Origin of the sequence: Pseudomonas putida (assembly GCF_001636055.1) — a bacterium.
Lineage (GTDB): Bacteria > Pseudomonadota > Gammaproteobacteria > Pseudomonadales > Pseudomonadaceae > Aquipseudomonas > Aquipseudomonas machongensis.
Genome location: NZ_CP011789.1, coordinates 3,593,545 through 3,607,467, shown reverse-complemented (window position 1 = coordinate 3,607,467; position 13,923 = coordinate 3,593,545). Strand labels below are relative to the sequence as shown.

The window sequence follows — 13,923 nt, the reverse complement described above, 5'->3', positions numbered from 1 at the left end:
TGAAGTAAAGACGCTGTACGGCATTTGACCAGTCTGATGGCGTCAGGCGCCGAGGCCGCTGCGCACCCCATGCATCCGCCTCACTGCGGCGACCCGAACATTGCCGTCCAGTAGATCCCCGCATCGCTCTTGGGGTCCACGGCGTAGGCGGCGCCCAGTTCGCGGTAATCGGGGTTCATCAGCGTTGCGCAGTGGCCAGGGCTGGCCAGCCAGCCATCGACCACCTTGCGTGGCGTGTCGCGGCCGGCAGCGATGTTTTCGCCGATCTGCTGGTAGAGATACCCGGCAAGCTCGGCCCGGTCACCCGGCGTGCGACCCTCTCGGTCGATATGATCGAAGAAGTTCTGGTTGGCCATCGCCCGCGTGTGGTTGGCGGCGGCACCGGCCAGCGTGGCATTCCAGCTCAGGGCCGGTGCCGCAGCGAAGGGCTGCCCGCCGCATTGGCGCGGGATCTTGCGCGCGGCATTGACCTCTTGCAGCAGTTTCTGACCCTCTGCCTGCCAGTCACCCAGACGCCCGCTGAGCAGCGGGCGCGCCAGCACGATGCGCCAGTCGCGGCCTTCCTGGCTGACACCGATATCCACGAACTGCGGGTCGAGCACTACCTGGCAGAAGCTTTCTTCGATGGCGTGCATCGCCGCCTTGGCATCCCGTGGCCCGGACAGGCTGATGGCCTGGACGTTGACCATGGGGTAGGCGGCACGGGTCATGGCCTGCTGCAGGTCGCGGGTGCCTTCCGGCGACAGCGCCAGGCGGGTGTCGCTGTTGAGCGGCGGCAGCTCCAGCGAGCCTGCGGCGCCGCAGCGCTGGGCCTGGCTGCGGTAGGCATTGATCGACTCGATCAGTTGCGCTTCGTCGCCGCTGATCGCCTGGGCACTGGTGGAAATGACCAGGCCGAGTGACAGGGCGCCAAGGCAGGCAACAGATGACAGGACGCGCATCAAGAATCTCCCTATGACTGGCAGCGACCTCGTGTTGGCGCTGCCCATCCTACACAAGCCGTAGGCTGTTGGTCTCGTCTTGTGAGTTGCAGTAAACCACCGGCAACCGATTGTTGCGGCAAAAGAGGCAGTAGACCGGCGAAGGGCGAAAAAGTGCGATTGGTTGGAAATAATTCGCAATATCCATTATAAACACGACTCACTCGCAATCATGCATGCCAGGAAGGCGCTCCATTCACTTGATCGGGAGCCTTTCATGGCACGTTCCTGTCCTTTTCGTCCGACCCTGCTCGCCCTCTGCTGTTCCCTTGGCGTTGCCGCCCATGCTGCTGACGCGCCGCTGGAGCTCGACGCCACCGCCATCAATGCCGATGCCGTCAAGGCGCCTCGCACCCAGTTGCCGGAGGCCTTCGCAGGTGGGCAAGTGGCCCGTGGCGGGCAGATGGGCGTGCTGGGCAACCAGGACATGATGGACGTGCCGTTCACCATGACCAGCTACACCTCCCAGTTGATCGAGGATCAGCAGGCCGAGGATATCGGTGATGTGCTGCTCAATGACCCATCGGTGCGCCAGTCGTTCGGCTTTGGCAACCAGTCCCAGGTCTTCGTGATCCGCGGCCTGCCGTTGAGCGGCGACGATGTGTCGTTCAATGGCTTGTATGGCGTGCTGCCGAGGCAGATGATCTCCACCGACGCGGTAGAGCGGGTCGAGCTGTTCAAGGGCCCCAACGCGTTCCTCAACGGTGCCAGCCCTACCGGCACCGGCCTTGGCGGCAACGTCAACTTGCAGCCCAAGCGCGCCGGCGACACGCCGATCCGGCGCTACACCCAGGACATCAGCAGTGATGGCCGGGTGGGTGAGCACCTGGACATCGGTCAGCGTTTCGGTGAGGACAACCGTTTCGGTGCGCGCCTGAACCTGTCCCAGCGTGAAGGCGAAACCGCCGTGGACGACCAGGACCAACGCAGCAAGCTGTTCGTCGCCGGGCTGGACTACCGTGGTGACCAACTGCGCCTGTCGGCCGACATCGGTTACCAGAAGCAGCGCGTCAATCACCTGCGCAACTCGGTGCGCCTGGGGTCGGCGGTGACCAGCATCCCGCGCGCGCCGAGCGCCGATCACAACTACGGCCAGGACTGGTCGTGGACCGAAACCGAAGACACCTTCGGCATGCTGCGCGGCGACTACGACTTCAACGAGAACTGGAGCGGGTACATCAGCGGTGGCGTCAAGCACACCCGTGAGAACGGCTTCTACGGCACGCCGGTCCTCACCAACGCTGCCACGGGCGCCGCGACCATCGGCGGTTCGCAGATCCCGCACAACGAAGACAACACCAGCCTGATGGCCGGTATCAACGGCCGCTTCCAGACCGGCCCGGTGAGCCACCAGCTGAATCTCGGTGCGGCGAGCATCTGGACCCAGCAGGAAAACGCCTATGTGTTCTACAGCTCGCAGAACACCAACATCTTCAACACCAACCCACTGCCCAAGCCGACGACGCCTACGCTGGTCGGTGGCATGCTCGATGACCCGGGCGTGACCGGCAAGACCCGCAACCGCAGCCTGGCGTTGTCCGATACCGTGGGCCTGTTCGACGACACGCTGCTGCTCACCGCAGGCGTGCGTCGCCAGCAACTGCGCGTCGAAGGCTATGCCTACCGCGGCACGGGGGTGGACGCCGGACGCACTGCGTTCTACGACGAAGCGGTCACCACGCCGGTGTATGGCATCGTCTACAAGCTCAACCCGTCGGTCTCGTTGTACGCCAACAGCATCCAGGGCCTGGCCCAGGGCGCCACGGCGTCGGGGCAGGTGGTCAACCTCGGTGAGGTGTTCCCGCCGGCCAAGACCAAGCAGATCGAGGCGGGCATCAAGTTCGACCGCCAGACCTACGGTGCCAACCTGGCGGTGTTCCGTATCGAGCGGCCCACCGATGGCTACGTGCAGGGCAATCTTTATGTGCAGGACGGCGAGCAGGTCAACAAGGGCGTCGAACTCAGCGTGTTTGGCGAGCCGGTGCCGGGCCTGCGCCTGATGGCCGGTGGTACGCGCATGGACACGGAACTGAAGAACACCCAGAACGGCACCAACGATGGCAACCACGCGGTGGGTGTCCCGACCTTCCAGCTCAATGCCAGCGTCGACTGGGACGTGCCAGGGCTCGACGGCGTGGCGCTCAATGCACGCATGCTGCGCACCGGCGGGCAGTACGCCAACCCGGCCAACACCCTGAGCCTGCCGACCTGGAACCGTTTCGACGTCGGTGCGCGCTATCGCTTCAAGGTGCAGGAAAAAGACATCACCTTGCGCATGAACGTCGAAAACCTGACCGACAAGAACTATTGGGCCTCGGCCAACGGCGGTTACCTGACCCAGGGCGACCCGCGGTTGGTGAAGTTCTCCGGGACCCTCGATTTCTGATGGCCCGTCGTCGCGCTAGCGCGCCAGTGCCTGGTTGGGCTTGTAGAAGATGAAGTGCGTGGTCTGCGCTGTGCGCCGATAGGCCTTGGCCCAGTCTGGCCGCACAGTGCGATCATGGAAGTACAGCGCTCCGGCGGTGCTGTCCTGCAACTGCTGGTTCAACGCCTTGCGCGCGATTTCCTTGGCGACCCCGTAGCGCTCCTTTTCCTCGACCTGGTCAGGGCGCCCGTCGCACCACCAGGAGAACTGGCAGCTCTTGCTCTCGACGCCTTGCTTGACCACGCCGCAGATGGTGTCGGGGAAGCCGTCCTTGCCCAGGCGGTTGAGCACGACGCTGGCGACCGCCTTCATGTCTGTCTCGTCGGCGCCCTTGGCTTCCCAGTAGAGGGTGCGGGCAAGGCAGGTAATGCTGTCGTCCAGCGGCGCCTGCCCGGCCGGGTCCACGGCCTGCACCTCGGTGGGGGTGATCTTCTCCGGCGCCTTGGGTGGCGGGGCGTCGTTTACCACTTTTTGTTCGAGCGCCTGGGCCTTGTCTTCGGCGACTGCAGCCTTGGCGCTCTCGGCGGCATGCAACGGGCCTGCGGGCAGGGCCAGGAACAGGCTGATGACCATCCACGAGTGGCGCATGATCGGGCTTCCGCGTCAGTGAGCTGACTCCATTCTAGCCAAGCGGCTTCAACTTAGCGTGAGGCTGAGCATCAATGGCAGGGTGGCTGCTGCAGCGACGGTCTGCAACGCGATGATGGTCGCCATCAGCGGCGCGTTGCCCCCCATCTGCCGGGCCATGACGTAGGACGACGACGCGGTGGGCAGTGCCTGGAACAGCACGGCCACCACGGCGGCCTGGCCGCTGAGACCGAGCAGGCGACACAGGCCGAAGGTGGTCAGTGGCATGACCAGGAACTTGAACGCCGAGGCGGCCACCAGGGGCTTGACCTGCTGGCCCATCCGCGCGCCGCCCAATGCCGCTCCGACGCACAGCAACCCAAGGGGCAGGGCGGCCTGGCCAAGGGCCTTGACCGTCGGTTCCAGGCCCGCCGGCAGGCCAAGGCCGGTGACCCGCAGCAGCAGGCCAGCCGCACAGCCCACGATCAACGGGTTGGCGAAAATCGCCCGCAGCACGGTGAGGGGAGAGCTGTGGCGAGCGCTGAATCGGGCGAACACCAGTACGCAAAGCAGATTGACCAGCGGCACGATTGCCGCGTTGGCCACGGCCGCCAGGGCGATGCCGGCGCTGCCGTAGATGCCTGCCGCCAGGGTCGCGCCGATGTAGTTGTTGAAGCGTATGCCGCCCTGGAACACCGAGGTGAAATCAGCGCCATCGTGGCCTGCTGCGCCCTGGTAGAGCACCAGCAGGAGCGCGCCGGCCAGGGTCGAGAGCATCAGCACGCCGACCATGCCGAACACCGGTACACCCTCCAGGTTGGCGGTGGCGAGGCCATGCAGGAACAGCGAGGGCAGCAGCACGTAGTAGCTCAGGCGCTCGGCGCCGGGCCAGAAACCCTCCGCGAGAAAACCGCGCACCCGCAACAGGGTGCCGAGGGCGATCAGCAGGATGATGGGCACCAGGGTGGTGAGGAGCAGGGGCAGCATGGTCGCGGTTCCGTGGTCGGGTACCGGCACAGGTTAGCGGGGTGAGTCAGCAGAAAAAAACGTTGTTTTCTGCATTCACTGTTGAGGAAAACTGCATGGTTGTAGGTGGCTGCGTGATCAACTGCCCAAGGCGGTCTTGAGCACCGCGCTCAGGTGCCGGCGCTGACTCTTTTCATGTTCCAGCAACACCACGTGGCGACTCAATTGCGGCTCGCCAAAGGGCAGCACGGTGGCGGGCGGCAGCCGTTGCAGGTCATCGTCGCTCATCGGGATGATCGCCACCCCGAGGCCCATTGCCGCCATGCGTGCCAGGGCTTCCTGGCTGTCCAGCTCCATCTGCTCGCTGACCTGCAAATGCTGGCGGCGCAGTTCCTGTTCGATCTGCCGGCCCGCCCAGGCGCGTTTGTCGAAGCGCAGGAACGGTTGGCTGGCGAGCAGTTGCGCCAGGCTTTGCCCGGCCAGATCGGGGCTGGCCACAGCCCAGAAACGGTCCGAGAACAGCGGGCTGAACTGCAGGCTCTGCGGGTAGGGGCTGACCGGTTCGGTGGTGATGGCGGCGTCCAGTTCACCGTCTTCGATCCGCCGGGCCAGCTCTGCGGACATGCCCGAGACCACGCTGATGTGCAGATGTGGATGGTGCGCCTTGATCCACACCAGCGCCTTTGGCAGGCGTCGGGCGAGCACGGTATGGATCGCACCGATACGCAGCCGACCACGCAGGCTCGGGCCGCTGGCCAGGGTGTCGGCCAGCTCGTCGTAGGCAGTGAGAATGCTTTCGGCCCGCGCCACGGCCAATTGCCCGGCTTCGGTGAGTGTCACCTGGCGGCGGCTGCGGTCGAACAGCGGCACTTGCAGTTCGTCCTCGAGCGTCTTGATGTGCAGGCTGACCGCCGAAGGGGTCAAGCTCAGCAGGTCGGCGGCGCGGGCGAAGGTGCCGTGGCGGGCGATGGTGACCAGGGTACGCAGGGCTTTGAGGGACACGCGACGGTTCTCCTGCACAGGAATGCCCGGCACGGTACGCGCATCGCGCCTCTGGGGGCAAGCGCCAGGCGGGTCAGTAGACCCAGACCTCGACCCGGCGATTGCGCAGGCGTCCCTGTTCCAGGTCGTTGTCGGCCACCGGCAGTTCATCACCCATGCCGGTGACATCCCGGATCTCCACGCCATTGCGCGCCAGTTCGCGGCGCACGGCCATGGCGCGCAGGCGCGAGAGCAGGGCGGCGCGGCCGGGTGTTTCCTTGGGGTCGCCAAACCCCACCAGTACCGTTTTGTCATGCAGCTTGCCGGCCTGACGCAGGTAGTCGCTGACCCGCTGTACATCGCGCAAGGCCTTGTTGTCGAGGCTGGCGCTGCCTTCCTGGAAACGGAAGTTGACGCTCAGGCGCTGGGCCTCTGCAGCCAGGGCACGGTATTGCGCGGGCATCTGGGCCTGTACCGCGACCGGCACTGCCTTGACCTGCTGCGAGACAAAACCCTGGGCGGCGACAATGGCCTGGCCGGCTGCGCTCTGGGTGAATTCGGCCAGGGCCTTGGCCTGAGCACTCGGGTGAGTCGGCAGATAGAAGAACAGCCGCCGCGACAGTGGATAGTCTTCGCTGGCCACGGCTGCACGGGTTGGCAACAGGGCTGGAGCATCGCCCTCGGCGATGGCCAGCAGCTTGGCGCCATGCACGGTGGTCAGGCTGCTGAAGCCGATGGCCGCAGGATCGGCCTTGACCCGTTCGGCCAAGGCGTCGCCGGATTCGAAGCGTTTGGCCCGTGGCGAGAGCTCCAGTGCCTGCGGTTGCAGAACCAGGGCGCGAAAGGTTTCGAAGGTGCCGGAGCGGTCGTCACGGGCGTACAGGTGAATGGGGCCGCCCGCTACGCCGAGTTGCTCCCAGCGTTGGATCTGGCCAGAGAAGACCTGTGCCAATTGTGCGGTACTCAACTGCTGCAGGCGGTTGTCGGGGTGCACCATGACCGCGACGCCGTCCAGGCCGATCACCTGCTCGCTGGCCGCGCTGCGCAGGTCGCCCAGACGTTGCAGTTGCTGGGCTTCCTGGTCGGAGATAGGGCGCGAGGCGGCGGCAAGGTCGGCTTCGCCGCTGTCCAGGGCACTGAAGCCGGTGCTGGAACCATGTGCGGCGATATTGATCAGCAATGGCTGGCCCTGGGCGTCGCGGGCACGGATGTCAGTCTCGTTGGGCCGTTTCCCACGTTCGCTGCGGATGTCTTGTGCACCTTGGCTTTGCAGCAGCCCGCGCACCAGCGCAGGGCCCAGTGCTGCGCCAATGGTGTTGGAGCCCTGGATACGCAGTGTGGCGGGCTCCGCCTGAGCCAGCAGGGGTAGCAGGCAGAGCAGAACAGCGAGAGGGCGGGGCATGCCGGGATCCTTGAGGCACAGGTATGTCCGGCAGATTACGACAGGGGTGTGAATGGAAAATGACGATCAGGCGCAGGCGATCGTTCAGAAGGTTGGCGGCGTGATCACCCAGATGACCACCGTGTCCACCTCGCCAGGGTTGCCATAGCGGTGTGGCTCCTGGCTAGGGAAACTGAAGCTGTCGCCTTCTTCGAGCAGGAAGTGGCGTTCGCCTACCCACAGCTCGAAACGCCCTGACAACACATAGCCGGCTTCCTCGCCTTCGTGGCTGTAGCTTTCCTGGCTGTAGGCGCCCGGCGGGAAGCGCGAATGCAGCATCTCCAGCTGGCGGTTGGGTTGCGGGGTGAGCAACTGGTCGACCACGCCATCTTCGTAATGCACGCTCAGGCGGCTTTGCCTGCGCACCACGAAGCCTTGGTCCTCGGGCGCGGTGCTGGCTTCGCTGGCGAAGAACCACTGGATGGTCACGCCCAGGCTGCGGGCGATGTTGAACAGCGCCGGGATCGACGGGTATGAAAGGTTGCGTTCCAGCTGGCTGATGTAGCCGGCGGTCAGCTCGCTCAGACGGGCCAGCTCCGCCAGGGTCATGCCGCGGCGCTTGCGCAGGCCGCGGATGCGGGAACCGAGGAACTGCGGGGCGGCAGTGCCGCCTTCGGCGAGTTGCGGGACGAGGGGACGCTGGCTCATCAAGTGTCGGTCCATCGGCAAAACCGGGAGTATGACCAGCCTCAGAGCGACCAGGCAACCGCCAGGCCGTCATGGATCGCCTCTTCAGCGGTTCGCGGGGCCAGGCAGTCGCCGATGCGCCGTACTTCGACCAACCCGGCCAGCTCCTGGGCCAGGGTGTCGACAGGCTGGTGACCCAGGCACAGCACCAGGGTGTCGATCTGTTCGAAGATCATGGGCTCGCCACTGGCGGTGTGTTGCAGGTACACGGTGTTGTCGTCGGTGCCGTAGAGGCGGGCGTAGGGGGTGATGGGGATCCCGAGGCGGTGCAGTTCCCCGGCCATCTGGTCACGTACGTAGAGCGGCAGGCTCTCGCCGCAGTGAGTACCGTTGACCGCCAGTTGCACGTGATGGCCTTCACGCACCAGGCGTTCGGCGATGCCCGGGGCGATCCAGTCGCAGCGCCAGTCCAGCACCAGCACCGAGCGCCCCAGGGCGTGCTCGTTGCGCAGCACCTGCCAGGCATCCACCACCTGCAACTCGCCGCTGCGCTCGAATGCAGGCCAGTAAGGGGTGGCGCCGGTGGCTGCGATCACCAGGTCTGGCCGTTCGCGCTCGACCAGCGCGCGGTCTACGCGGGTATTGCGTACCACCTGCACGCCGGCCAGTGCCAGTTCGCGCTGCAGGTTGGTGCTGGCGCCGCCGAACTCGCTGCGCCGCGGCAGCAGTTGCGCCAGCAGCACCTGGCCGCCGAGCTGCGGGCCCGCTTCATACAGCGTCACCTCATGGCCTCGGGCGGCGGCGACGATGGCCGCCTTCATGCCTGCCGGGCCACCACCGGCCACCAGGATGCGCTTGCGCAGGGGCGCGGGTGTGACGCTGCCGTACTGCAGTTCGCGACCGGTTTCCGGGTGCTGGATGCAGGAGATCGGCAGGCCACGGTGGAAATGGCCGATGCAGGCCTGGTTGCAGGCGATGCAGGCGCGCACGTCCTCGACACGGCCTTGTTCGGTCTTGGCCGGCATCTGCGGGTCGCAGATCAGCGCACGGGTCATGCCGCACACATCGGCCTGGCCGCGGGCGAGCATTTGTTCGGCTTCCTGTGGCTGGTTGATACGGCCAGTGACGAACAGCGGGATGTCCAGGCGCGCCTTGAAACTGCCGGCTTCGCGGGCCAGGTAGGCCGGCTCGATGGCCATCGGCGGGACGATATGCACCGCGCCACCCAGGGTGGCCGAGGTGCCGGCGACGATGTGCAGGTAATCGACCTGGTTCTGCACCGCGATGGCGGCCGCCAGTGATTCGTCTTCGCTCAGCCCTTCGCTGTCGCGTTCGTCAGCGCTGATGCGCAGGCCGACGATGAACTGTTCGTCAGTGGCTGCACGCACCGCCGCCAGCACTTCGCGCAGAAAACGCAGGCGGGCTTCGAGGTTGCCGTTGTAGCCATCGGTGCGACGATTGACGCGTGGGTTGAGAAACTGCGCGGGCAGGTAACCATGGCTGGCCACCACCTCGACGCCATCCAGCCCGGCCTGGTGCAGGCGCCGGGCTGCACTGGCGTAGCCCTGGACGATTTCGTCGATCATCGGCTGCTCCAGGGCGCGCGGCATCACGCGAAAGCGCTCGTTGGGCACCGCCGAGGCCGAGTAGGCCACCGCCAGCAAGCCATCGGCCGATTCCATGATCTCCCGGCCGGGATGGAACAACTGCGACAACACCACGGTGCCATGTGCATGACAGGCCTGGGCAATGCGCCGGTAGCCGTCGATGCAGGCATCGTCGGTGGCCATCAGCACGTGAGAGGTGTAGCGCGCACTGTCGTGCACCCCGGCGACCTGCAGCACGATCAGGCCGGCGCCGCCCTCGGCGCGGGCGCGTTGATAGGCGACGAGCTTGTCGTTGACCAGGTTGTCGGTGGGCAGACAGGTGTCATGACCACTGGACATGATGCGGTTCTTCAGGCGTTTGCCACGGATCTGCAAGGGTTCGAACAGGTGAGCGAAGGCAGTCGACATGCGTGCGGGCTCCAGCGTGCGTTCTTGTTTTTTTCATGGAAGTGTACCTTCAGTAAAAAATCAACTTGTTTTTTTACTTTGGCAGGACTAGCTTCGGCTCACCCCCTCGTACCGGGGTAAGCTCGTCCCACAAGAACAACCTGGATGACACCATGCACCCCAGCGAACGTACCCTGCGTGAGGAACTGGCCGCCTGTTATCGGCTGATTGCCCATTTCCGCATGACGGACCTGATCTTCACGCACATCTCGGTGCGCATACCCGGCCCCGAGCATCATTTTTTGATCAATCCCTACGGCCTGCTGTTCGAGGAAATCACCGCGTCCAACCTGGTGAAGATCGACTTGCAAGGGCGCGCCGTGGAGGCGTCGCCGTACCCGGTCAATCCGGCGGGCTTCGTCATCCACAGCGCCATCCACGGCGCACGCGAGGATGCCCAGTGCGTGTTGCACACCCACACCCGCGCCGGGTGCGCGGTGGCGGCGCTTGAGTGCGGGCTGCTACCGGTCAACCAGATCTCCATGGAGTTCTACGGCAAGGTTGCTTACCACGACTATGAAGGGGTTGCCCTGGACATGGACGAGCAGCAGCGCCTGGTCGCCGACCTCGGCGACAAGCCGGTGATGATCCTGCGCAATCATGGGTTGCTGACGGTAGGACGCACGGCGGGCGAGGCGTTTCTGCGCATGTTCTATCTGGAGAAGGCCTGCGAAATTCAGTTGGCGGCGCAGAGCGCCGGGAAGGTGGTGCTGCCATCGCCCGAGGTCTGCGCGCATACCGAGCAGCAGTTCAATGCCCCGGCACGGCCGCTCAAGCCCGGTGAGCTGGCGGACCCGGATGCCATGGGGCTGGCCTGGGGGGCGCTGTTGCGGTTGCTGGAGAAAGTGGCGCCGGATTATCGGGACTGACTGCAGGAGCGGCCTTGTGTCGCGAAAGGCCGCTCCTGCAAAAGACCGCGCTGGCGTCGGTCAACGTGCCTGGGGTTCGATCAGCTGCGCCGGTGCGTGCTTGGCCTTGCCCCGGGCAACCCAGTAATACAGCACGCTAGGCACCATCAACCCGATCAGCCACGACACATCGACGCCGCCCAGGTGCGCAACCATGGGCCCGGTGTACAGCTTGGTGTCGATGAAGGGCATCTGGATCAGCACTCCGATGCTGTAGACGATGATGCCGGGCCAGTTCCAGCGGCCATAGCGTCCGTCGGGATCGGCCAGGGCAGGGATGTCGTAGCGCTCGCGGGTGATGAAGTAGTAGTCCACCAGGTTGACCGCGCTCCAGGGCACGAAGAAGGTCAGCAGGAACAGGATGAACGACTTGAATGCACTCAGGAACGAATGCTGGCCGAGCAGGGCCACCAGCGTCGCTGCACCCACGATGCCCAGCACGAACAGCAAGCGCTGCAGGCGGCTGATCTGCAGGCTGCCGCGAAAACCGCTGATGATCGTGGCGATGCACATGAAGCTGCCGTAGCTGTTGAGGGTGGAGATGGTCACCTTGCCGAAGGCGATGGCGAAGTACAGCAGCGCTGCGGTGGTACCGGCGCCGCCCAGGCCGACGATATAGGCCACTTCACGCCCCGAGAACTGGCCGCCGGCAATGGCGGCGGCGAACACGCCGAGGATCATCGATGCCTGGGCGCCGATCACCGAGCCCAGGCCGGCGGCGAGAAAGGTCTTCAGCGCGGAGGTGTTGCTGGGCAGGTAGCGTGAATAGTCGGCGACGTAGGGGCCGAAAGCGATCTGCCATGAGGCGGCCAGCTATACCGCCAGCAAGAATGAGGCCCAGGTGAAGTGGCGGTTGTCCAGCAGTTGGCCGATATCGGCGAGCAGCAGGATACGGCTGAACAGATAGACGAACGCAATGATCCCCAGCACGCTGGCCACGCGGCCGATCCAGTGGATCACGCGGTAGCCGGCGAGAGTGGCCAGCACGATCACGCCGGCGAAGATCAGGATGCCGGCGCTGTCGCTGACGCTGAGCAACTGGCCGATGGCCTGGCCCGACAGTACCGTGCCGGTGGCGGTGAACCCCAGGTACATCAGGCACACCAGCACCATCGGGATGGCCGCGCCATAGACGCCGAACTGCACGCGGCTGGAGATCATCTGCGGCAGCCCCAACCGCGGCCCTTGGGCTGCGTGCAAGGCCATGACCGCTCCGCCGATCACCTGGCCCAGCAGCAGGCCGATCAATGACCAGAACACATCACCGCCGAGCACGACGGCGAGGGCGCCGGTCACGATGGCGGTGATCTGCAGATTGGCTCCCAGCCACAGGGTGAACTGGCTGTACACGCGTCCATGGCGTTCAGCTTCGGGAATGTAGTCGATCGAGCGCCGCTCGATCACGGGCTTGCTGGACATGTGGGGCTCCGCTTGTTTGTTGTTGTAGGGCGGCAAGGGCAACCAGAGGAATGACTTCGCTCTTATATCATCATGTATATACAAGATGGTCAATGCATAGAAATCGACTTCTGCAGGAGTGGCCTCGTGTCGCGAAAGGGCCGTGCAGCAGCCCCCGACATGCTGTATCTGCATCGAGCGTCAGTAGCGCAATGGAAGGCAGAACAGGTGGCGAAGAGGCCGAAACGAGCGAAGCGGGTCATTAACCCGCGAAAAAGACACCGCGCTGCCTGGCACGGGCCACGCCCGTGTGCGCGGGACAAGTCGCGGCGGCGAACCGCCGCTCTCACAGGGATTGGGTTAGACCTTTAGATTTTGAGCAAGACAGAATTTCCCACCGCGGCGTGCTGCGAAGAGGCCCTCAGTGTGCGCCGGCAGCCTTGCTCAGGTCGCTCTCGGCCCACTCGGTGTACACGCAGGCATCGGCCACCGCCCAGCGTACCTTGACCGTATCGCCTGACTGCATCGGCATGCCTGCCGCCGATAGCGCCTTGACCGTCATTTCGGTACCGCCTGCCGTCACCACGTGACAGGTCTGGCTTTCGCCGAGGAACAAGACCTCGCCGACCTTGGCGCTCACTTCATTCCAGCCTGCCGGCAGCGGTTCACGGGTCGCCTGTTCGGCGCTCAGCGCCAGGGCCTTTTCCGGGCGAACCATGATCAGCGCATCCTGACCTGCGGCCAACCCCGAGGTCAGGCGAATGGCCAGCGACTGGCCCTCGAACGCCGCCGCGCCATGGCTGCTGGCGGTGACCCGGAGGAAGTTGGAGTTGCCCAGGAACGAGGCGACGAACGCGTTTGGCGGGTTCTGATAGAGGTCGTAACCGCTGCCCAGACCGACGATCTTGCCGTGGCTGAAGATGGCGATGCGCTGGGACAGGCGCATCGCTTCTTCCTGGTCGTGAGTGACGTAGACGATGGTGATACCCAGGCGCCGGTGCAGCTGACGCAACTCGTCCTGCAGGTCTTCGCGCAGTTTCTTGTCCAGGGCACCGAGGGGCTCGTCCATCAGCAGGATGCGTGGCTCGTACACCAGCGCTCGGGCGATCGCCACGCGCTGTTGCTGGCCGCCGGAGAGCTGGGCCGGGCGCCGGTGTGCGAAGGTTTCCAGCTGCACCAGCTTGAGCATGGCGTCGACGCGCTTGGCGATCTCGGCGCTGCCCAGCTTGCGGATGGCCAGTGGGAAGGCGATGTTGTCGCGCACGCTCAGGTGCGGGAACAGCGAGTAGCGTTGGAACACCATGCCGATGTCACGCTTGTGCGGCGGCACGTTCACCAGCGAGCGGCCTTCGACCAGGATCTCGCCGCTGCTGGGGGTCTCGAAGCCGGCCAGCATCGACAGGGTGGTGGACTTGCCCGAGCCGCTGGAGCCGAGGAAGGTGAGGAATTCGCCGTCCTGGATGTCCAGGCTGATGTTGTCGACCGCGGCGAAGTCGCCGTAGTGCTTGTTCAGGTTGCGCAGGGAGACCAGGGTCTTGCCGTGCGCGGCTTCTTTGATGACTGCACTCATTATTGT

Annotated in this window: 10 protein-coding genes and 1 pseudogene; 2 read left to right on the top strand and 9 right to left on the bottom strand. The window is 65.1% G+C overall.

Translation table 11 applies throughout. From position 1 onward, the window contains the following. Positions 1-80: 80 nt before the first annotated feature. A complete protein-coding gene (locus tag AB688_RS15940) occupies positions 81-941 on the bottom strand; it encodes a CAP domain-containing protein (RefSeq protein WP_054890805.1) in 861 nt (286 codons plus the stop codon). Between the two features lie 256 nt (positions 942-1,197). On the opposite strand from AB688_RS15940, the gene AB688_RS15935 reads away from it, so the two are divergent. After that, positions 1,198-3,366, top strand: coding sequence for a TonB-dependent receptor (locus tag AB688_RS15935; protein WP_063545076.1), 2,169 nt, complete (start codon positions 1,198-1,200; stop codon positions 3,364-3,366). A 15-nt stretch (positions 3,367-3,381) separates the two neighbouring features. Here AB688_RS15935 and AB688_RS15930 read toward each other — a convergent pair whose 3' ends face one another. From AB688_RS15930 to AB688_RS15905, 6 genes are all read right to left on the bottom strand, one after another. Continuing rightward, positions 3,382-3,993: a cell wall hydrolase gene (locus AB688_RS15930; protein WP_063545075.1), complete on the bottom strand. Its 612-nt coding sequence runs from the start codon at positions 3,991-3,993 to the stop codon at positions 3,382-3,384. A gap of 48 nt (positions 3,994-4,041) precedes the next feature. Then, the gene (locus AB688_RS15925) at positions 4,042-4,959 is read right to left on the bottom strand and encodes an AEC family transporter (RefSeq protein ID WP_054890802.1); all 918 of its coding nucleotides are present in this window, start codon (positions 4,957-4,959) and stop codon (positions 4,042-4,044) included. A 117-nt stretch (positions 4,960-5,076) separates the two neighbouring features. Beyond that, complete coding sequence (locus tag AB688_RS15920) at positions 5,077-5,940, bottom strand: LysR family transcriptional regulator (protein ID WP_063545074.1); 864 nt, start codon at positions 5,938-5,940, stop codon at positions 5,077-5,079. Positions 5,941-6,013: 73 nt separating this feature from the next. Then, positions 6,014-7,321, bottom strand: a complete 1,308-nt coding sequence (locus AB688_RS15915; RefSeq protein WP_063545073.1) for a substrate-binding domain-containing protein — start codon at positions 7,319-7,321, stop codon at positions 6,014-6,016. Positions 7,322-7,405: 84 nt separating this feature from the next. Further along, a complete protein-coding gene (locus AB688_RS15910; protein ID WP_063545072.1) occupies positions 7,406-8,008 on the bottom strand; it encodes a cupin domain-containing protein in 603 nt (200 codons plus the stop codon). 41 nt (positions 8,009-8,049) lie between these two features. Further along, a complete protein-coding gene (locus AB688_RS15905; RefSeq protein ID WP_063545071.1) occupies positions 8,050-10,002 on the bottom strand; it encodes an FAD-dependent oxidoreductase in 1,953 nt (650 codons plus the stop codon). A 152-nt stretch (positions 10,003-10,154) separates the two neighbouring features. Here AB688_RS15905 and AB688_RS15900 point away from each other — a divergent pair, with 152 nt between their 5' ends. Further along, the gene (locus AB688_RS15900; protein ID WP_063545070.1) at positions 10,155-10,910 is read left to right on the top strand and encodes a class II aldolase/adducin family protein; all 756 of its coding nucleotides are present in this window, start codon (positions 10,155-10,157) and stop codon (positions 10,908-10,910) included. Positions 10,911-10,970: 60 nt separating this feature from the next. Here the strand turns inward: AB688_RS15900 and AB688_RS15895 are convergent. Further along, positions 10,971-12,368, bottom strand: a pseudogene (locus tag AB688_RS15895) (purine-cytosine permease family protein). Between the two features lie 400 nt (positions 12,369-12,768). Continuing rightward, positions 12,769-13,917: an ABC transporter ATP-binding protein gene (locus AB688_RS15890; RefSeq protein ID WP_063545069.1), complete on the bottom strand. Its 1,149-nt coding sequence runs from the start codon at positions 13,915-13,917 to the stop codon at positions 12,769-12,771. Between the last annotated feature and the right edge of the window lie 6 nt (positions 13,918-13,923).

Bases quoted from the DNA above. Each gene is read 5' to 3' on its own strand.
- AB688_RS15940 (WP_054890805.1), bottom strand. From the start codon at position 941: ATGCGCGTCCTGTCATCTGTTGCCTGCCTTGGCGCCCTGTCACTCGGC.
- AB688_RS15925 (WP_054890802.1), bottom strand. From the start codon at position 4,959: ATGCTGCCCCTGCTCCTCACCACCCTGGTGCCCATCATCCTGCTGATC.
- AB688_RS15930 (WP_063545075.1), bottom strand. From the start codon at position 3,993: ATGCGCCACTCGTGGATGGTCATCAGCCTGTTCCTGGCCCTGCCCGCA.
- AB688_RS15915 (WP_063545073.1), bottom strand. From the start codon at position 7,321: ATGCCCCGCCCTCTCGCTGTTCTGCTCTGCCTGCTACCCCTGCTGGCT.
- AB688_RS15905 (WP_063545071.1), bottom strand. From the start codon at position 10,002: ATGTCGACTGCCTTCGCTCACCTGTTCGAACCCTTGCAGATCCGTGGC.
- AB688_RS15935 (WP_063545076.1), top strand. From the start codon at position 1,198: ATGGCACGTTCCTGTCCTTTTCGTCCGACCCTGCTCGCCCTCTGCTGT.
- AB688_RS15910 (WP_063545072.1), bottom strand. From the start codon at position 8,008: ATGAGCCAGCGTCCCCTCGTCCCGCAACTCGCCGAAGGCGGCACTGCC.
- AB688_RS15900 (WP_063545070.1), top strand. From the start codon at position 10,155: ATGCACCCCAGCGAACGTACCCTGCGTGAGGAACTGGCCGCCTGTTAT.
- AB688_RS15890 (WP_063545069.1), bottom strand. From the start codon at position 13,917: ATGAGTGCAGTCATCAAAGAAGCCGCGCACGGCAAGACCCTGGTCTCC.